Genomic DNA, 20,229 nt, shown 5'->3' with positions numbered 1-20,229 from the left:
TTCACTTTCAATCGGCAAATAAATGCCCTAAACCTATTTTTACTACCTTTAGGCAATGAAAAAGTTCATCCCAATTTGTATTGCAATTGCATTTTTATCCTGCAAAACGGAAAAGAAAACCGAAAAAGTAACAGATAGTTTGAGCAATCAAATTGCTTTAAACAGGCTAGATTCTGCTAAATTGTTATTGGATTACGCGAACAGTACTGTTGCCAGCGGAATTACACATAAAATGGCTCCAGAAAAAGTGACGATGAAAGTTAGGCAGATAATGGCCAGTTATAAAGCTTTGTATAAAACCTTGCCACCGGCAGATACGCTTGAGCTATTCAATTATCGAATAAAAAAAATTCAGGAGCTTGTAGAGTTGCAGAAAAAGCAGTCGAAATAACTACAACAGCGTTTTGTTTATAGTAAAATATTGACGTACAAAACTGTAGAACGCGCACTTTTCAGTAGGTTAGTTTGCTTTTCAGCAGTTTTATCAATAAATTGTCAATACTTCAAACGTTGAATTTAAACATATGATCTATAAAGCGTCTCTCGATAAAACGGCTAAAATCATCACATTAGCTGTAACTTTTCTTTTTGCAGCAATCATCTGCTGGAAATTTATAGACAGCAAAAGCCACTATTCAAATTTTCAAATTCCTATAGTTGTTGGTTTAATCTCAATATATGCAGGCGCCTACATTTTTCGCCCTGTACATTACGAACTTACACAAACTGCACTGCTCATCCGCCGCCCTGTGGTTAATGTAACCATCAACCCCCAGCAAATTAAAAGAGCAACGGTTTTAGACCGCAAAACGATGGGATGGGTAATGCGGACTTTTGGCGTAGGCGGACTTTTCGGTTTTTATGGATACTTCACAAATGCAAAATTTGGCCAAATGACCTGGTACGCCACGAGAAAAGATCAGGTGGTGTTGATTGAAACATTTCAGGGAAAAAAAATTGTAGTCAGCCCGGATAATCCGGATCAATTCTTAAAAGCACTGGAACATATTTCACATCTAAAACAGTAGCGCGCCAACAATAAAAAAATCCTTCGTTCGTCCTAAATCTCGTATAGCATAACAATTAAGCTACATCTCGTTCTAAGTTATCCAAAACATCATGAATCTCAGTCCAGTGACTGATCCCTTGGTGATGATCTTTGTTTACATTGTGAAAAGCGGTAAACATTAATGCTTTTCCTTTACAAACATCGAGGTTTTTACAATGGTCATCAATCAGATAATCTGTATCGATGATACTTTTATCACCACAAAAAATAATATTGTGTCAAGAAATAAATGGAAAATGCTCTGCAAGACACTATCTTTTTTCAAATAATGAAACCGGAACGATAAACACATCGTATTTTTCCATCAAAATTTTAACAGCTTCTACAGCACCATCCATTAATGCGGTGATGATAAACCAGGCACAAAAAACAATTCACTTTCATCATCAGAAAAAATAAATACTGTAGAACCGTTTTACGTTTGCCCGGTTACAGACATTGATGTATTGTGACTGAAACGACACCAGAAAACCCTTTGTTGCAGGCCTATCAGAAATTGGGCATTGAAGTTGTTTAGCATGTATTCACTTTTTAACCCTATAAAATCTTATGACTACAGATTTGACTTTACTGCATCAGTTGCTAAAACAACAGGGAAAAACCGGTATAACAGATGTAAACCCTGAAACTGAAAGTTTGGAGTATGATGCGCATACGGTTGTGCTAAATGGTTACCAGGCTAAATACCGGAAAGCAAAAATAACGCCCACCAAAACTGGCCAGTTTGTAACCATTTGGAAACGAAGTGCACAAGGTATAACAGAACCTTGTAGTGTACACGACGCAACAGAATTTTACGTTATTGCGGCGCGCAAAGAAGATCAGTTGGGTTTCTTTATCTTTCCATCAGATATTCTTCATCAACAGAAAATTCTTTCTGATGAAAAACGGGATGGCAAACGCGGAATAAGAGTTTATCCACCTTGGGATAATGCACCAAACAAACAAGCACAGAAAATTCAGCAATGGCAAGTGCAATATTTTTCTCTATATTTGCAGCCAACAAGTATTTAAGCATGTAAGATTCAATTTCTTTTCGATTTTAAAGAAGGCAAACCCAACGGTTAAGCCTATTCCATTCATCTTTAAAGAAAGAAATTATGCTTCTTGTACAAAATCTCCAATATATACTTCCAAATAAAGAGGTGTTGATGAGTAACATCAGCCTCAGTATACATAAAAACGAAAAAATTGCTTTAATCGGCCATAATGGTTCCGGAAAATCTACGCTACTAAAATTGCTGGCCGGAAAACTGATGTTAACAGATGGCGAAATTAAGCTGAATGCAAATCCATATTACATTCCTCAAATATTTGGTCAATACAACCATCTAAGCGTTGCCGAAGCTTTAAATGTTGCTGAGAAAATTAATGCGCTGCACCAAATATTGGAAGGTAATGCAAATGAGACAAATATGGATTCCGTTGGTGACGATTGGTCTATTGAAGAACGTTGCCGCGAAGCTTTAGACCAATGGGACTTACATAGTATATCATTAAATAACAAAATGGCCAATTTAAGCGGCGGACAAAAAACCAAGGTTTTTCTGGCGGGCTTAGATATACATAAACCAGAATTGGTTTTAATGGATGAGCCAAGCAATCACTTAGACAATGCATCACGCAAATTGCTTTATCAATGGATTGATTCCTGTAAATGCAGTTTGCTGATTGTAAGTCATGATCGATATTTGCTTAATTTATTTCCAAAAATCCATGAACTTACATCTGCCGGAATTTTAGTGTATGGCGGCAATTATGATTTCTACCAGGAACAAAAAAGCCTCGCCAGGCAAGCTTTAAACCAAGATATACACAGCAAAGAAAAAGCACTTAAAAAGGCCAAAGAGAAAGAAAGAGAAACTGCAGAAAGGCAACAACGGCTTGATGCGCGTGGCAAGAAAAAACAAGAAAAAGCGGGTGTAGCACGTATTATGATTAATACTTTAAGAAATAATGCAGAAAATAGCACATCAAAACTAAAAGGCATCCACACGGAGAAAATTGAAAACCTAACTGCGGGATTAACCGATTTGAGAGCATCAATCCCTGATGCAGACCAAATGAAATTTGGTTTTAATCCACCTTCATTACACCGTGGCAAAATTGTAGTTAAATTGTCTGAAGTTAATTTCAGCTATAATGAAATAAAACTATGGACTGAAAACATCAACCAAATTATTTACAGCGGAAGCCGTTTAACCTTGAAGGGAAACAACGGATCGGGAAAAACCACTTTGATTAAACTTATTTTGGGCGATTTGCCTGTAGAATCTGGTGAAATTTTCCGTGCTACACAAAAAGCAATTTATATCGATCAGGAATATTCATTTATTAATAATGAACTCAGTGTTTATGAGCAGGCGCAGAAATTTAATGCCGCCGGATTGTTTGAACATGAAATCAAAACGAGGTTAAACCGGTTTTTATTTGGAAAAGAAGATTGGGATAAACCTTGCAACGCATTAAGTGGAGGCGAGAAAATGCGTCTCTCTCTTTGTTGTTTAACCATTGCCGAACAAACACCAGATATTTTGATTCTGGATGAACCGACCAACAATTTAGACATTCAGAATATTGAAATCCTCACTGCTGCAATTAACGAATATCAGGGAACTTTAATCGTTGTTTCTCATGACATTCAGTTCCTTTCAGAAATCAACATAGAATCAGAAATTTGGATTGGTTGACAAATAATAATGCATAGACTACTTCTCATCCGACAGAAACAACAGATGAGAAGTAATTTGTTTTATTTTAATGCGCCAGAAATTCCTGATGCCAGCTTCTTCGCCTTTAAATACCCTTGAATGGAATTGTCTTTTTTGTCGAACACCAATTTTAATTTGCCGGGGCTGGCATTAAAATGCAGTTTATCTTTAGTGTTTAACAGCAAAATCAGATCTACATCTTGGTTTAACGAAATTTTAGCCGGCCATTCTTTATCCAGATAATTTTTTAGCTGTGGCAATTTCTCTTTTGAATAACTGGCCTCAAAAGTATATTGCTCCGTATTATCTATTGTGGCTAAAGAAAGATGCCCGCTTTTTGAGTTGCATCCAAAAGTGATGGCATTTAGTAAAATAAGAAACGTATAAAAAATTGTTTTCATAATCGTAAAGTTTTAAGTTTAGTTTCCACCGGCGCGGTTTTTAATATCGTCTGTTGCGGTATCTCTGCTCCGAGCCGACTTTACATTCTGATTTCCGAAAGCATAACTGATACTAACATTTCCTCGTCTGCTCGTGTATCGGTTAGCGACTGTCATATTCAAATTTTGGTACACCAATTTCCCTTCCCATCTATTGGTTAAAAAGATGTCGTCCATGCTCAATCTAAATTTTAATTTTTTATCCAGCATTGTTTTCTGCACGCCCGCATTTAGCGCATATTGCGTAATTGTAGTTTGCTCTACACCATTTATGCGCGGACTATTAAGCCAGAAACTTACTTCCAAACTAAAGTTGGCCGGCAGGCTAATGTTGTTGTTTACATAAATATTAAAAGCAACTTTACCTGCGCTATAGGCTGCACCTTCAAGGTTTCCGTCATTAAATTTACTGTAATACACACTTGCATTGTTCTGCATATTCCACCACTTGGCAAATTTTACAGGAACGTATAAACTGGCAGAATAGGTTTGCGCACGTCCAAGATTTTCGCGGATAACGCGAATGATTCGTGTAACATCATCTTGCTGACTAATCTGCGTAATCATATCGCGTGTATCGGAATAATTCAGCGTAAGGGATGCTTCTTTAAAACTATAACCTATTTCAAAATTGTCTGTAAATTGTGGTTTCAGATATGGATTTCCCTGATCTACAGCCAATGGATCCATATAAAAAACAAATGGATTGAGCTGCTGATAATTTGGCCGATCTACACGTCTGCCATACGAATACCGAATATTTTGATCTTTACTAATTTTCTGATTGATAAAAATGGTTGGAAACAACGAAAGATAATTTCGGTCAACTTCTTTATTATCGGTTACAGAATTTCCGTTAGAATGTGTGTGTTCTGCACGCAAACCCAATTGCAATTGCCATTTCTCCCACTCTTGCGAGTAGTTTACATAAGCCGCATTAATATTTTCTTTGTACACAAAGTAATTGGATTTGCCCAAATCATTTTGCCAGGCGCCATTTAAAAATTGCTCTGATAAGAAATCATTATTGGTAACAACATAACTGATTTTTAAGCCCGCTTCCATTTTTGATTTCTCTGTAAATGGCAAAGTGAAGTCTGTTTTTGCGGCATAAACGTTAATTTTTGCCTCGGTGTTGTTGCGCAAACTGGTATTGTTGGTAGAATTACCCGCACTATTCAGGTAATTTGCTAGAAATAATTCATCTCTTTTATTGCTAAATCCAGAATAATCAGCGTCAAAAGTTAGGCTTTTTCCTTTTTTATCATAATCGTGTTTGATGTTGAAGTTTGCAGTGAGGTTGCCAACAGGCGATACAGAACCTGCATCCTGAACAATGGCGCTAGAAGCTGATGAACCATTTTGCACTTCGTTAATATTGGTTCTACTGGTATTGGTCAGATTGGTTTTTACGGTATTGGCATCAATCATTACACCGAAAACAGTTTTTTCTGAAGCATAGTAATCGGCTCCGATTTTTCCTTGAAAACCATTCCCACGACTGTAACGATCAAAGTTCTGATTCAGCGTACTGTTTATTCCCGCAGATGCGGTTGTCCGGTCTACTACAATATTATTAAAATTTGCTTTATTCGCGAACGCAGCATTTCCAAAAATATTCCACTTCCCTTCGCGATGGTTCAGGTTAAGATTAAAACCTGTGCGGTTTACATTTCTTGGCGAGTTCGGCATAAATGCTTGTCCGCCGTTATAGGTAATTACGCCATTTGTTCCGAACGATTTATTTCTTTTCAATTTGATATTGATGATTCCGGCATTTCCAGATGCATCATATTTAGAAGATGGATTGGTAATTAATTCTATCGATGCAATCTGATCGCTGGTCATATTGCTCAATAAAGTTGTCACATCAGCGCCAGAAAGGAAATTTGTTTTGCCATCAATCATTACCGTAATCCCGGATTTGTTGTTCAGCCGGATTTGATCACTTTGGCGGTCAATCTGCACGCCCGGAGCTTTTTCAAGCAGTTCTAATGCAGTGCTGCCTGTAGCCAAAACGCTATTTTCTACGTTCAGAACGGTCTTATCAATCTGGTGTTCTATATAAGGTTTTTTGGCTTGTACATTTACTTCTTTCAAATCTTGAACAGCGGCTTGAATGGCAATTGCATCCAAAATGGTATCATCTTGTATTTTAAAAGGAGCGGTCAATTTCGTTGCGAAGCCAACCATAGAAATTTTCAGACGATAATCGCCCTGCGTAATTTTGGCGAAGCTGAAATTTCCATCTACATCTGCAGCCGTTTTATGTAAAGTAACCGAATCTGTGTTGTACAGCAATTGCACAATTGCAAATGGTACCGGTTGATGTTTTTCATCAACAATTTTTGAGGATAATTTACCTGTTTTTTGAGCAAAAGTATTCCCCCACGCTAAAAAGCATGCCATTAGCACTAAGAAGATTTTCATGTTTTTTTAATTTAGAGTTTCGGAAAAAACAGTACTGATTGTTTTCCGGATTTGCGTATGATTAGTGGTTTTGATTATTTTCTTCGGGATGATCCAACTCGTACTTGCATTTCAAACCATCATCAGTCATAATCCAGATACTGGAATCTTCACTGTATCTTTCGTTATTGTTGCAACTCCAACCATAGTAATTGCTGATGTAACGATAAGAATCTTGTTTTAAAATCAGCTTTGTACCAACCGGAACTTTTAATGTTATCCAGACTTCCTGATTTCGCCAATTTGTTCCTCTGCGAAGTTGAAACCGTGGACTAAACAACAACAATGAATCTTTTACCGCATAATTATAACTGATATTCTGAGCATTTTGCAATGCCATTTGATAGGTTTTTCCTTGCGATTCATACGTTTGTGTGATGGATGTACCTCCGTCACTTTTCTGAATATTAATACGTGCATAAGTAGGCGTACGAAATGGATGATCTTCAAAATCATCTACAACAATCTGGTTTTTAAAATCGCTGTCTATATGGTATGCAACACTATCTTCTTTGCTAAAAAATTTACTTTTATCAATATCTATGATATACGTTTTGCCTGGTTTAAGCTCTGAAGTTTGTGTCAGCTCTGCATGCTCTTTAAATTCGGTTGATATTTTTGCCGCCTTATATCCGGTGATCGATACACCTACCAGCCAAATAATTAATAATGCAAATGAGAATACTTTATTAATGGCTTGTTTATTAAATGCCACGCGGATAGAAAATAAAACCAAAGCCAGCACAGGTATAAAGAGAACCAAAAATGCGCCGAACATTAAAATTCCTCTATTGCTATCGCTGAGGATATTTAATGGAAAAGATTCGTACACAGTAGAATCTACAAAACCCATAAATGCAGCGTAAGAAATGAGCAACCCCAACAAAATCATTATGCCCATAATTACGATAAAACCTGCTACTGCTTTAAAAATAACTTTACCTGTACCGCCGATAAACTGCGCTAACCATTCAAAAAATTCGCCAATAAAAATCCCAAACCGGGCAAATAAGGGTTGTGCACTTCTGTTTACTTCCGAAAGACGTTCTTTTACCGCCTGAAGTTCTTCATAAAGGTTTTTCTGAAAGCCATGTAAGTTTGCGGGTTCGCCTTTCATTTCCATTTTTTCTACACGTGATTTTGCTTTGGGCATAATAATCCACAAAAGTGCGTAGACTAAAAATCCAGACCCGCCAAGAAAAATGCTCAATATTGCAATAAGTCTAACCCATTTTGCTTCGATATTAATGTAATGGCCTATACCGGCACAAATACCAGCAACCACGCGCTCGTCCATATCGCGGTACAATTTTTTCTCTGCCGGCTGAAATGAAGCATGCGCTTGATCAAAAGTTTCTTCAGCTCCTTCTTCTGCAGTATCAAAATCCTGAACTCTGCCCATTTGTGCAATAACAAAATTTACATTTGCAGAGTCTACTACTTGTTTTTTCTGTTCTTCCAATTGCTCAGTAAGCAATTCTGCAATCCGGTTTTCTATATCAGTTACAATTTCAAAATCGTCTGCGTGGTTAGCAAAATATTGTTTCACCTCTATAAGGTAAATTTTTAAGAGTTCGTAGGCACTTTCCTCAATATGGATGATGGTATTGCCTATATTTATGATGATGGTCTTTTCCATTTCTTTAGTTTTATGCGTTGGTACCTTTTTGCGATACGCCAACGGCGTAAGCCAGTTCTTGCCAGGTTTGATCTAATTGAGCCAATATTTCCTTACCAACCTCGGTAAGAGAATAATATTTACGGGGCGGGCCTGAGGTAGATTCTACCCAGTTGTAGCTTAACAAACCATTGTTTTTAAGCCTGGTTAATAATGGATACAATGTACCTTCAACCACCAGCAATTTTGCCGTCCTTAATTCGGCAATAATATCAGAGGCATAAATCTCTCCCCTGGCGATGATGGACAATACACAGTATTCCAGAATTCCCTTCCGCATTTGTGTTTGCGTGTTTTCTGCTATCATATTACAAAGATATATGCTTTATAATGTACTATGCAATACATAGTACTAAAATAATTCAAAACAAACATGTAAACAACTAATAATCAATTGAATAATTTTTCGTCAAAAAATTTTAATCTGTGATTTTTGAATATTTACGCTCTAAAAGGTGTAGATATCTTTAAATAATTGCTTAATAATTTTGGTACTTTTGCCAATAAATTATTCATTTTATGAAAAAATCTTTAGCCAGTATTGTGGCCGAGGCGAACCAGAGTGATAAGGGTTCGTTGAAAAGAACACTTGGTCCGGTTAACCTGATTTTGATCGGAATTGGTCTAACTTTGGGCGCTGGTTTGTTTTCTATTACCGGATTGGCGGCTGCAAATCATTCTGGTCCTGCGGTAACGCTTTCATTTGTTATTGCGGCTTTAGGTTGTGGTTTTGCAGCACTTTGTTACGCCGAATTCGCATCTATGATTCCGGTTTCCGGAAGTGCGTACACCTATTCTTATGCAACGATGGGCGAACTTTTTGCCTGGATAATTGGTTGGGATTTGGTACTGGAATATTCAGTTGGTTGCGCAACAGTTGCCATCAGCTGGTCGCAATATCTCACAAAATTTTTAGCCAACTACAATATTTTTCTGCCCGCGCAACTTACACTTTCTCCGTTTGAACATGCGAAACTTGCAGATGGCACTACCGTAAGCGGCATTATAAATATACCAGCAGCATTGATTGTGGTTTTAATGACCGCAATCTTAATTAGAGGTACAAAAGGCTCGGCCATTGTTAACGGCATTATTGTTTTCTTAAAGGTTGGCGTGGTTTTGGTTTTTATCGCTTTAGGTTGGAAATATATTGATCCGGCAAATTACCACCCTTACATTCCGGAGAATACCGGAACCTTTGGTCAGTTTGGATGGAGCGGCGTTTTACGTGGCGCGGGATTGGTATTTTTTGTTTTTATCGGATTTGATGCGGTTGCCGCTTCTGCCCAGGAAACCAAAAACCCTGCGCGCGATTTGCCCATCGGTATTATTGGCTCGCTTGTCGTTTGTACAGTTTTATTCGGATTGTTTGGCCATGTTATGACCGGATTGGCGAATTATCGCGAATTTACGAATAGCGGTGCTCCGGTTGCGATTGCCATTGCCAAAACACCTTATGGTTGGTTAAGTCAGGCTATTATTTTAGCCATTTTAGTGGGTTACACATCAGTAATACTAATCGATTTAATGGCACAGTCCAGAATGTTTTACTCGATTAGCCGTGATGGGTTATTGCCGAAAATGTTTTCTGATGTTCATCCTAAATATAAAACGCCATGGAAATCTAATGTATTACTGTGCCTTTTCATTGGCCTTTTTGCTGCATTTGTACCGATGAATGTTGTTGGAGAAATGACTAGCATTGGTACATTACTTGCTTTCTTGATGGTTTGCGTAGGCATTTTAATCTTACGCAAAACTGATCCAGAGGCCAAACGACCATTCAAAGTTCCATTGGTTCCCCTAATTCCGATCCTAGGTATTTTGACCTGTATTGCCATGATGGTTTTCTTACCTTGGGAAACCTGGTTGCGTTTAGCAATATGGTTAATCATTGGACTGGCGATTTACTTTTTTTACGGAAAAAAGCACAGCAAAATCAGAAAAGAAGCAACTCCGCTATAGCATTCACAAAATTGATTATCAACAAGATACAAAAGGGTGTCGATAGAAAAGAACACCCTTTTGTACGTGTATACACACCGTATAAATACGTTTACACTTGTATATCTATCAGTTATTTAACATAAAAATGTAAGTTATCCACAATTTCACATTTTTTAATTGGTTTGGCTTGGGATTTGCCCAAATCTATGCGGACGTATAAAAAATTTTCTTATGATTATTAAATTAGACAGCACCGCCTTTAGAATTGACCGCACCAAAACTGAAACCGTTAAAAAAAGCGCAACTCCTTTAACCAGAGCACAATGGATTAACGCAGATAGGATTGTTATGGCAGCAATGTTTGTTGCAACGATAATCGGTGCAATTTTATTCTAACCGGATGATTACTCAAAAATCTTCTGAAATCATTTCTCGATTTAACATTACAGCTGCCATTGTTCCTGACGCAGCGACTGCAGATAATCCGCGGTAAGGAAGTGTACAATCTCCTGCAGCATAAACACCTTTGCTCGTTGTTTCATGTTGTGCATCAACTTCTATCAACCCATTCTCATTTAACGTACAACCTAACTGACTATAAAGCATTTGGTTTTGTTCCATTTTTGGCTTCGCATAGACCGCAACCCATTCAATGCGTTTTCCATTGCGAAACAAAACCGCTTTCAGTTTTCCATATTCATGTTCAAACTCAATAATCTCATCTTCAATAACCTGAATACCTTTCGATTCCAACTTTAGTTTTTGTTCTGCTGTAAAATCTGCTGGACCGTTTGTTATTATGCTTAAATCTTTGTTCCAATGGCTGATCATTTTTGCCATTTCAAAAGCCATTTCACCGTTCATAAACAAGGCAACTTTTTCTCCACTTACTTCATATCCGTGGCAATATGGACAGTGAATAATTGAAATGGCCCAGCAATTTACAAAACCTTTTATGTCAGGTAAAACATCTCTCATTCCTGTTGCCAAAATTACCCGCCTTGAAGAAAATACGTCTCCGTTTTTTAGCTGTACAATAAAATCTTGGCCGTTTTTTTTGGCAGACACCACGGTATCATTTACGAGCTGAACTGTTGGATATTTAAGCACTTCTACCCGTGCCTTTTCAGCAATCTGTGCAGGTGTATCTCCATCGTGTGTTAAAAAATTATGCGAATGCGGTGTTTGCGCATTGCAAGGTTGGTTGGCATCTACAATGAGTACTTTGCGGAGCGAGCGGCCTAGCGCCAGACCAGCAGACAATCCAGCGTAGCTTCCACCAACAATAATGATATCAAAATCCATAACGTTTAATTTTTCTACAAAAAAACAGAACAAATTTATCAAACGCAACATCATTGCATTTAATGAATGTCATTTTTGGTAGATACTTGCTTTGATGAAATGCCCGTAATAATATTGCTTTTTGATCAGGCTGTATTTATTTGTTAGAAAATACGGTACTAAATCAATTAGCTCTGTAGCTTCGACATTTCCCATCCATTTAAAAAATTTATACATAGATTTTAGCAGCAGCAATTTCCACCATTTACCGTAGCGCTTATCTAAGCAGAAATCTACGTGAAACCAGAGTCCGGTTGGCTCTAATAGTGCGTTTAAATGGTTGAAAACAGTTTCTACTCGTTTTTTGTTGAAATTATCAAAAAGAAAAGGTGTAAGTATGACATCAAATTTTTCTGTTGCCTGAAAATCTTCAATTCCAATGCTTAAAAAAGAAACCAGGTTCAACCCGGATTTTCGCTTTTTAGAAAGTTGAATCATTTGATCTGAAATTTCGATGTAGGTAATTTTTAAACCTGAAGGGCGGATTTTAGCAATTTCTTCCAAAATCCATCCGGTGCCACCGCCAACAATTAGAATATGGGCATTTTCTGGAATAATGTGCAATTGGTTGATTTGTGCATTTACTTGTGCTTTAAAATACACCAGCCGACTAAGCGCATCATAAGATTTCGCAATTTTATCGTAGTTATTCAGCATTTTTCTAGCAATTAAATTTACATCAGACAAACTGCATACCGGTAATTCCGCATATTGCTTTGAATAAAATCAAACCATCAATCACCATAAGATAATATAGTATATTCTGACGGCGATGCATGGAATATGCAATATAAATGGTTAAAATAAACGGCAAAACATTAAACAATACTTGCGGAAGTCCGAAGCCCTTAAAATAAGCAAATACAGCAAGCGAACACAAACCTACAATCAACAGTGGAATCAGGATATTGAAAATTGTTCTTCTCAATCCATATCGTACCACAAAAGTGCGGAGGTGCTTATTTGCATCTGTAGGGTAATCTTTAATGTCAAAAATAATGGCATTAACAGTGCAGAACATCCAGTTTTTTATGAAGAGCCAAGTCCACAGTACAGAATCGTGGTAACCAATGCCGGTTTCTATTTTCAGCATAATTAGCGGCAATACATTTGCACAACACGCCCAAACAAAACCAATTACAAAAGCTTTAAACCAGCCCGTGTTGCGCAAGTTGAATTTCAGAAATGATTTAGGCAATAAACCATAATATAGTGCGCCAGCAATAATAATGATGATAATTGCAACCCAATAGCTTATTGGGAGATGTAATATATTACTAAAATTATGATAAAGCAGATTGACTGCCAACGCAAAACACGCAATACACAGTACAGCCTGACTAATATTGATAAAGTTTTTATGCTTATAGTACCAGCGGTTTCGCGGATTTGTGGATGCGGGATTGTTAGAAACCTTGTGGTACGCGTAAGTATAATAAATGGTTGGCGCAAGAAAAAGAAGGAGGTAATAATTGAGCGAATTGTAAGGTAAACGCAATTGCTGTGTAGCTTCTACAGTAAGTGCAACCGCCAAAATCCCCACAAAGTAGTTCCCAAAGAATATAAACCTGATAATTTTACCGAGCATTTATGGTTGATTTTCCTTTGGCAATTTCGCATATAAAATTGAAATCGAGAAAAGTAATATCTGCTGAATTTTTATTTTTAAATAGATACGAAAACAGAAAACTGCGTAAACAAAAAAACCTTTTATTTTTCAATAAAAGGTTTTTTGTGGGAAATGAGGGATTCGAACCCCCGACCCCCTCGGTGTAAACGAGATGCTCTGAACCAGCTGAGCTAATTTCCCTGGGGTAAAAGTATTTCAAAATTCCAATCAACATCAGTTGAAAGGTTGGTGGGAAATGAGGGATTCGAACCCCCGACCCTCTCGGTGTAAACGAGATGCTCTGAACCAGCTGAGCTAATTTCCCCTTCCTTCGTTTGGGAATGCAAATATAGCGCTATAAAACTGTTCTCCAAATCTTTTTTTATTTTTTTTAGCTCAATAAAGTTTCCAGGATTTTATGCGACTGCACTTCGCCAAAAGACGCCGTATGTAAGGTGTAGAATACCAATATCTTATCTAAAAGGAACCGACGTTGAATATTGCTTAATTTTATTTCAGAAATTTTTTCTAGCGGAGAATTAAAGAGTGAAATAAAGCATAAAGCATCGTCTAAGCGCAAAAAATTTGCGTGTACAGGCTGCCTTGAAAGAAACTCACCTTCTTGCAAATCGAAGAAAATCTGATCAGATCTTCGCTGTTCATTAGGCGAAAAACCTAGAAAACGGGTAAGTTTTAACAAAAAAGACAAATGAAAATTAGGATAAACATCTTGATGTTCATCAAACCAGGCAATTGAATTGTAGATATAATCAAACAGACCTTCATCAGTAGATTGCTGCCGGATGCTTTTATACAGTACTTCATTCAGAAAAATTACGATACTGCTTTTCACCACATCGTACGGAATGCTTTTAAAAACGGGCGTCTGTCGCAGCTCAGAAACCCGCTGTATACTGCTATTGGTTTTATGATAAACCACCATATCCAACAGGTGTAAAGATTGCAGCATGTTCATTTTGATTTTTGCCTTTGGCTTCTTCACGCCATTTATCAGATAAGATTGCATTCCAAACTTATCCGTAAAGACCTGAACCACCACACTACTTTCGCTGTAATTTGTAGTTTTTAAAACAATTCCCCTAACCTTGTGCAACATGCAATCTTTTTTTGATCAAAATTACTGTATTTATCTAAATTATGCTCAAACGGCACATTTCAGAATTTTAATAAAAACAACACGTTAACGCAGTTAAATTAAGCTGTATAGGAATAGATTTAGAGATAACCAGAAAAAAATGAATTGCTTTTTAGAAAGCTTGAAATATATTTTTGCTATCCTTCTGTAACTTTGCTTTCATCCTCTTCTGGCACTTCTACTGTCGGATCGGTCAAAATTTCAGCATTGCCATCAGCATCTTTTTTTGCAAAAATAATGGGATATAAAAACCAGAACGCGCCAATAATTAAAAGGGCACCAGCCAGCATTTGAAGATAAATTGCTCCTTTAACGTGACTATTATCCAATACTTTATATGCAACAAAACATAATATTCCGGCAATGATCACAATCACAGCGTTCTGTAACTTTAACAGCCTAATCATGGGTTCTTTCTTTTTAATGAGATGATATGAAATAAAACAAAGATAAGTCCGATTAGTTCTAACAGACCACAAAAATAAAAGCTGTACAAAACGAAATCTCTGTTGGCTGGATTTATGAGTGCGACTACGGGCAAGGCAATTACAGCAATAACCATCATGGCAAGCCCGCTATTAAATATTTTCATCCTAAAGTATTTACATCAAAACTACCAAATTTGGACGAAAAACTTTAACTTTGCAACCTTAATTTTTTTGAAGGTACTTGATTGATGTATAGGGAATTTAAACAATTGGATCTTGCGAAAATAGGGCAAGAAATACTGGATTTTTGGAAAGAAGAAAATATCTTTGAAAAGAGCATTTCCTCTCGTCCAAAGTCAAATCCGTTTACTTTTTATGAAGGGCCGCCGTCTGCAAATGGAATGCCAGGCATACACCATGTAATGGCGCGTGCTATCAAAGATATTTTTTGCCGATATAAAACAATTAAAGGTTTTCAGGTTAAAAGAAAAGCAGGCTGGGATACGCATGGTTTACCTGTTGAATTGGGTACTGAGAAAGAGCTCGGTATTACCAAAGATGACATTGGCAAAACCATTTCCATTGAGGACTATAATGAAGCCTGTAAAAAGACCGTAATGCGCTACACAGATGTGTGGAACGATCTGACAGAAAAAATGGGCTATTGGGTAGATATGGACGATCCATACATTACCTACAAATCGAAATACATGGAATCGGTTTGGTGGTTATTGAAACAAATTTACGATAAAGGCCTTATTTACAAAGGTTACACCATCCAACCTTATTCTCCAAAAGCCGGAACAGGTTTAAGTTCTCATGAAGTGAACCAACCAGGCGCATACAGAGATGTGACCGATACAACAATTGTTGCCCAGTTTAAAGCATTGCCATCAAGTCTTCCGTCATTTTTAGATTCTTTCGGAGAGATCTATCTATTGGCATGGACTACAACACCATGGACTTTACCTTCCAATACTGCGTTAACTGTTGGTCCGAAAATCGATTACGTTTTAGTTAAAACCTTCAATCAATATACTTTTTTGCCAACAAATGTAATTCTGGCGAAAAACCTGGTTGGAAAACAATTCAGCAAAATATTTTTTGAAAGCAGCGAAGCTGAAGACTTTACAAATTTCAAATCCGGAGATAAAAAGATTCCTTACCAGATTCTTGCAGAATGTAAAGGAACGGATTTGGTTGAAATCAGATACGAGCAACTTCTGACTTATGCTTTACCTTATCAAAACCCAGAAAATGCATTCCGTGTAATCTCTGGAGATTTTGTAACCACCGAAGATGGTACTGGTATTGTGCATACAGCGCCAACTTTTGGTGCCGATGATGCGAAAGTTTCTAAAGAAGCTGTACCAGAAATCCCTCCAATGTTGGTTTTAGACGACAATGACATTCCGGTTCCACTGGTAGATTTACAAGGCAAATTTACAAAACATGTTGGCCCTTTTGCTGGTAAATATGTTAAAAACGAATATTATGCTGCTGGCGAAGCTCCAGAAAAATCTGTAGATGTAGAAATTGCAATCCTTCTTAAAGAAGAAAATAAAGCTTTTAAAGTTGAAAAATATGTTCACAGTTATCCGCACAGCTGGAGAACAGATGAACCACTTTTATATTATCCTTTAGATTCTTGGTTCATCAAAGTAACGGATGTTAAAGACAGAATGTTCGATTTGAATGAAACCATCAACTGGAAACCAAAATCTACAGGCGAAGGTCGATTCGGAAACTGGCTTAAAAATGCGAACGACTGGAATTTATCCCGCTCAAGATATTGGGGTATTCCTCTACCAATCTGGAGAACGGAAGATAAAAAAGAAGAAGTTTTAATCGGGTCTGTTGAGGAATTGTATTATGGTATAGAAAAATCTATCGCCGCTGGCTTCCAGAAAGAAAATCCATTTAAAGGATTTGAAATCGGGAATATGTCTGAAGAAAATTACGATCTGATTGATCTGCACAAAAATGTTGTAGATGAAATTACGCTTGTTTCTCCTTCAGGCAAACCAATGCGCCGCGAAAGCGATTTGATTGATGTTTGGTTTGATTCTGGATCTATGCCTTATGCACAATGGCATTACCCGTTTGAAAACAAAGACACTATCGATCAAAACCAGGATTTCCCTGCAGATTTTATTGCTGAAGGTGTAGACCAAACCCGCGGTTGGTTTTATACGTTACACGCCATCTCTACACTTGTGTTTGACAAGGTTGCATACAAAAATGTCGTGTCTAACGGTTTGGTGCTGGATAAAAACGGCCAGAAAATGTCTAAACGTTTAGGCAATGCTGCAGATCCGTTCCAAACAATAAATGAATATGGTGCCGATGCTACACGTTGGTACATGATTTCCAATGCCAATCCTTGGGACAATCTAAAGTTCGATATTGAGGGAATTGCTGAAGTTCGTCGGAAATTCTTCGGTACACTGTACAATACTTATGCGTTTTTTGCGCTATATGCCAATATCGATAAATTCGAAATTGATAAAAATAATCTGAGCAAAGTTGAAGACAGATCCGAATTAGACCGCTGGATTTTATCTTTGTTGCAAAACCTGATTAACGAAGTTGATGAGGCTTACAACACATACGAGCCAACAAAAGCAACGCGTATTATCCAATCATTTGTAGACGAACACCTAAGCAACTGGTATATTCGTTTAAGCCGCCGCCGTTTCTGGAAAGGCGAAATGACAGATGATAAACGTGCCGCATATGAAACGCTTTATACGTGTTTAGAAACCTTAGCACAGCTGATGAGTCCGGTGGCGCCTTTCTTTGCAGATTGGTTGTACAAAAACCTGACGGTTACAGATCAGCACGCAGAACAATCTGTTCATTTAACCTTATGGCAAGATGCGGATAGCAACTTAATTGATAACGATTTGAATGAAAGGATGCTTTACGCACAAAATATTTCTTCAATGGTATTGTCATTGCGTAAAAAATCTGGCATCAATGTTCGTCAGCCATTAGAAAAAATTCTAATCCCGACGTTAAATGCAGAATTTGAACAGAAAATCGCTAAAGTTGCAGATTACATTCTTTCTGAAACCAATGTTAAACACATTGAATTTATTACGGATACGCTAGGCATCGTTAAGAAAAAACTTAAACCAAATTTTAAGTCGTTAGGCAAAAAAGTTGGTAAAGACATGAGTCTGGTAAAAGATGCACTGGAAAAAGCAAATCAGGAAGACATCCAGCATTTAGAAACCGAAGGTTCTATTGCAGTTACCGGAAGCAATGATGCGATTTATACGATTGAGCTAAACACTGATGTAGAAGTTTTTGCAGAAGACATTCCGGGATGGCAGGTTACAAATCTTGGCAATTTAACCGTAGCCTTAGATGTAACGATAACAGAAGCACTAAAACAAGAAGGAATCTCGCGTGAGCTGGTAAATCGGATTCAGAATTTACGTAAAGAACTTAATTTTGAAGTAACCGACAGGATTAAAGTTTCATTACAAAATGATATCTTGGTAGCAGATGCTTACGCTGCCAACAAGGCCTACATTTGCGCGGAGATATTGGCTGATCAATTTGAATTAACAGAAGCTATAGAAAATGCAAACAAAATTGTTATTGACGATGTTGAGTTAAGCATTTTAGTGGAAAAAATATAAAGAATCCATACATTAGAAAATTAGATAAATAAAATGGAAAACAGCAATAAAACACGCTACTCAGACAGTGAACTTCAAGAATTCAAAGATTTAATCCTAGATAAATTACGCATGGCAAAAGAGGAGCTTAATGCTTTAACAGCATCTTTAAGCAACCCTAATGCAAACGGAACTGAAGATACTTCTGGTGCATACAAAACATTGGAAGATGGTTCTGCAACGATGGAAAAAGAACAAATTAATCAGTTGGCAGCCCGTCAAAAGAAATTTATTGACAATCTTGAAAATGCATTGGTGCGGATTGAAAATAAAACTTATGGCATTTGTCGTGAAACCGGAAAACTGATTCAAAAAGAACGTTTACGTGCAGTACCACATGCAACATTAAGCATGGAAGCAAAATTAAAGCAAGGTTAATGAAAGGCTATACAAAACCTTTACTTCTAATATTTTTGGTTTTACTGGCCGATCAGGTCTTGAAAACCTGGATTAAAACACACATGTACATTGGCCAGGAATTTAATATTCTGGGCAAATGGTTTATTATCCATTTTACAGAAAACAATGGAATGGCCTTTGGTATGGAATTTGGCGGGGAGTTTGGAAAACTTGCCTTATCCCTCTTCAGAATTGTTGCCGTTGGCGGAATTGGTTACGGTTTACATTATCTGATAAAAAATAAATACCATCGGGGTTTAATCCTTAACGTTGCGCTTATATTTTCTGGCGCTCTAGGTAATATTATCGATTCTGTTTTTTATGGAAAAATTTATGGATACGAAAACTGGTTTCATGGTCGTGTAGTTGACATGTTGTATTTTCCAATCGCTGAAGGACATTTCCCAACTTGGTTACCAATTTGGGGTGGAGAAGAATTTGTCTTCTTCAGACCAGTTTTTAACCTGGCTGATGCCGCAATATCCGTTGGCGTTATTCTAATATTAATCTTCCAAAAAAACTACTTTAAGGAAGATGTAAAAGATGAAGTAAGCATAAACAGCGAAATTGTAGAAGATTAGCTTAAACCAGTTAAGTCATTAAAACCTCATTTCCTTTCGGGAAGTGAGGTTTTTTTATGAATTCGTTATCTTCTTTCTGCTTAATAGAAAAAAGGTAAACCAACTAATATTAACCGATGATCAATTTTCAAGACATCACATATTTACGTACAGGAAACGAAAGGCAAAAACTCACTTATAATTTGCTTAAGAAGCACAGAATGATGGATGTATTGGAGCAATATGATCCTATTCTCGTTGGCACCATCCCGATTGAGATCGACCTTGAAAACAGCGACCTTGATATTATTTGTTATGTCACCGATCAGGAGAAGTTTTCAGCGATCCTGAAACAAAATTTCTCTCATTTAGATCTTTTTAAACTTGATCATATTGAAAGGCTTGATGCTGTTAAGGCTAATTTCATGATCGATGGGCAGGAATTTGAAATTTTTGGACAAGCGATTCCAACAACAGAACAAAATGGCTACAGACATATGGTGATTGAATATCAATTATTAAATCAAAAAGGCACTGAATTTCGCCATAAAATTATTGAACTTAAAAGATCAGGGTATAAAACAGAGCCCGCATTTGCCAGGCTACTTGGCCTTATTGGTAATCCTTACGAGGTACTGTTATCTCTGCCGTAATAGCGTGACGATAGATAAAATTTCGCAATACGTTCTTCGCCAATATTGCTGATTGTTGAAAACGATTGGATAATGCG

General features: G+C 37.2%; 20 protein-coding genes and 2 tRNA genes. 10 read left to right on the top strand and 12 right to left on the bottom strand.

The window, feature by feature from the left end:
• The first annotated feature begins 55 nt into the window (after positions 1–55).
• Both ACJVDH_RS02030 and ACJVDH_RS02025 read left to right on the top strand, forming a co-directional pair.
• Positions 56–391, top strand: a complete 336-nt coding sequence (locus ACJVDH_RS02030) for a hypothetical protein (RefSeq protein WP_443945908.1) — start codon at positions 56–58, stop codon at positions 389–391.
• A gap of 133 nt (positions 392–524) precedes the next feature.
• Positions 525–1,028: a PH domain-containing protein gene (locus tag ACJVDH_RS02025; RefSeq protein ID WP_443945907.1), complete on the top strand. Its 504-nt coding sequence runs from the start codon at positions 525–527 to the stop codon at positions 1,026–1,028.
• Positions 1,029–1,083: 55 nt separating this feature from the next.
• On the opposite strand, the gene ACJVDH_RS02020 is transcribed toward ACJVDH_RS02025, so the two are convergent.
• Entirely contained in the window at positions 1,084–1,278 is a 195-nt protein-coding gene (locus ACJVDH_RS02020) for a 5' nucleotidase, NT5C type (RefSeq protein WP_443947593.1), read from the bottom strand.
• A gap of 340 nt (positions 1,279–1,618) precedes the next feature.
• Between ACJVDH_RS02020 and ACJVDH_RS02015 the strand changes: the two genes are divergently transcribed.
• The gene (locus tag ACJVDH_RS02015) at positions 1,619–2,083 is read left to right on the top strand and encodes a MepB family protein (RefSeq protein ID WP_443945906.1); all 465 of its coding nucleotides are present in this window, start codon (positions 1,619–1,621) and stop codon (positions 2,081–2,083) included.
• 137 nt (positions 2,084–2,220) lie between these two features.
• Positions 2,221–3,759 carry an ABC-F family ATP-binding cassette domain-containing protein gene (locus tag ACJVDH_RS02010; protein ID WP_443945905.1) on the top strand — a complete coding sequence of 513 codons (1,539 nt, stop codon included), beginning with the start codon at positions 2,221–2,223 and terminating at the stop codon, positions 3,757–3,759.
• Positions 3,760–3,821: 62 nt separating this feature from the next.
• Here the strand turns inward: ACJVDH_RS02010 and ACJVDH_RS02005 are convergent, their stop codons facing one another.
• The 4 genes from ACJVDH_RS02005 to ACJVDH_RS01990 form a co-directional block, all read right to left on the bottom strand.
• Positions 3,822–4,181, bottom strand: a complete 360-nt coding sequence (locus tag ACJVDH_RS02005) for a hypothetical protein (RefSeq protein ID WP_443945904.1) — start codon at positions 4,179–4,181, stop codon at positions 3,822–3,824.
• An 18-nt stretch (positions 4,182–4,199) separates the two neighbouring features.
• On the bottom strand, positions 4,200–6,650 hold the full coding sequence (locus ACJVDH_RS02000; protein ID WP_443945903.1) for a TonB-dependent receptor domain-containing protein: 2,451 nt from the start codon (positions 6,648–6,650) through the stop codon (positions 4,200–4,202).
• Positions 6,651–6,711: 61 nt separating this feature from the next.
• Positions 6,712–8,328, bottom strand: a complete 1,617-nt coding sequence (locus ACJVDH_RS01995) for a PspC domain-containing protein (protein WP_443945902.1) — start codon at positions 8,326–8,328, stop codon at positions 6,712–6,714.
• Positions 8,329–8,338: 10 nt separating this feature from the next.
• Positions 8,339–8,674 (bottom strand): PadR family transcriptional regulator, encoded by a 336-nt coding sequence (locus ACJVDH_RS01990; protein ID WP_443945901.1) that lies wholly within the window; start codon positions 8,672–8,674, stop codon positions 8,339–8,341.
• 212 nt (positions 8,675–8,886) lie between these two features.
• Between ACJVDH_RS01990 and ACJVDH_RS01985 the strand changes: the two genes are divergently transcribed.
• Together ACJVDH_RS01985 and ACJVDH_RS01980 are read left to right on the top strand one after the other, a co-directional pair.
• Positions 8,887–10,332, top strand: coding sequence for an amino acid permease (locus tag ACJVDH_RS01985; RefSeq protein WP_443945900.1), 1,446 nt, complete (start codon positions 8,887–8,889; stop codon positions 10,330–10,332).
• A 213-nt stretch (positions 10,333–10,545) separates the two neighbouring features.
• Positions 10,546–10,710, top strand: a complete 165-nt coding sequence (locus tag ACJVDH_RS01980) for a hypothetical protein (RefSeq protein WP_443945899.1) — start codon at positions 10,546–10,548, stop codon at positions 10,708–10,710.
• A gap of 12 nt (positions 10,711–10,722) precedes the next feature.
• Here the strand turns inward: ACJVDH_RS01980 and ACJVDH_RS01975 are convergent, their stop codons facing one another.
• The 7 genes from ACJVDH_RS01975 to ACJVDH_RS01945 form a co-directional block, all read right to left on the bottom strand.
• Positions 10,723–11,619 carry an NAD(P)/FAD-dependent oxidoreductase gene (locus tag ACJVDH_RS01975; RefSeq protein WP_443945898.1) on the bottom strand — a complete coding sequence of 299 codons (897 nt, stop codon included), beginning with the start codon at positions 11,617–11,619 and terminating at the stop codon, positions 10,723–10,725.
• Between the two features lie 69 nt (positions 11,620–11,688).
• Positions 11,689–12,315 (bottom strand): class I SAM-dependent methyltransferase, encoded by a 627-nt coding sequence (locus ACJVDH_RS01970; RefSeq protein WP_443945897.1) that lies wholly within the window; start codon positions 12,313–12,315, stop codon positions 11,689–11,691.
• Positions 12,316–12,337: 22 nt separating this feature from the next.
• The gene (locus ACJVDH_RS01965) at positions 12,338–13,246 is read right to left on the bottom strand and encodes a hypothetical protein (RefSeq protein ID WP_443945896.1); all 909 of its coding nucleotides are present in this window, start codon (positions 13,244–13,246) and stop codon (positions 12,338–12,340) included.
• 147 nt (positions 13,247–13,393) lie between these two features.
• Positions 13,394–13,468, bottom strand: a tRNA-Val gene (locus ACJVDH_RS01960).
• Between the two features lie 46 nt (positions 13,469–13,514).
• Positions 13,515–13,592 (bottom strand) — tRNA-Val (locus ACJVDH_RS01955).
• Positions 13,593–13,658: 66 nt separating this feature from the next.
• Positions 13,659–14,384 (bottom strand): DNA repair protein RecO, encoded by a 726-nt coding sequence (gene recO, locus ACJVDH_RS01950; RefSeq protein WP_443945895.1) that lies wholly within the window; start codon positions 14,382–14,384, stop codon positions 13,659–13,661.
• Positions 14,385–14,560: 176 nt separating this feature from the next.
• Positions 14,561–14,830, bottom strand: coding sequence for an isoleucyl-tRNA synthetase (locus tag ACJVDH_RS01945; RefSeq protein WP_443945894.1), 270 nt, complete (start codon positions 14,828–14,830; stop codon positions 14,561–14,563).
• Positions 14,831–15,099: 269 nt separating this feature from the next.
• On the opposite strand from ACJVDH_RS01945, the gene ileS reads away from it, so the two are divergent.
• The 4 genes from ileS (at position 15,100) to ACJVDH_RS01925 (ending at position 20,152) form a co-directional block, all read left to right on the top strand.
• Positions 15,100–18,501, top strand: coding sequence for an isoleucine--tRNA ligase (gene ileS, locus ACJVDH_RS01940; protein WP_443945893.1), 3,402 nt, complete (start codon positions 15,100–15,102; stop codon positions 18,499–18,501).
• A 33-nt stretch (positions 18,502–18,534) separates the two neighbouring features.
• On the top strand, positions 18,535–18,918 hold the full coding sequence (locus ACJVDH_RS01935; protein ID WP_443945892.1) for a TraR/DksA family transcriptional regulator: 384 nt from the start codon (positions 18,535–18,537) through the stop codon (positions 18,916–18,918).
• The gene (locus ACJVDH_RS01930; protein ID WP_443945891.1) at positions 18,918–19,520 is read left to right on the top strand and encodes a lipoprotein signal peptidase; all 603 of its coding nucleotides are present in this window, start codon (positions 18,918–18,920) and stop codon (positions 19,518–19,520) included. Before ACJVDH_RS01935 ends, ACJVDH_RS01930 begins: the two co-directional genes overlap by 1 nt.
• 116 nt (positions 19,521–19,636) lie before the next feature.
• Entirely contained in the window at positions 19,637–20,152 is a 516-nt protein-coding gene (locus ACJVDH_RS01925; protein ID WP_443945890.1) for a DUF4269 domain-containing protein, read from the top strand.
• The last annotated feature ends 77 nt before the right edge of the window (positions 20,153–20,229 follow it).

The organism is Pedobacter terrestris, assembly GCF_052343045.1.
In the GTDB taxonomy this organism is placed as follows: domain Bacteria; phylum Bacteroidota; class Bacteroidia; order Sphingobacteriales; family Sphingobacteriaceae; genus Pedobacter.
The sequence above is the reverse complement of the archived record's forward strand: the minus strand, read 5'-3'. Positions and strand labels throughout refer to the sequence as shown.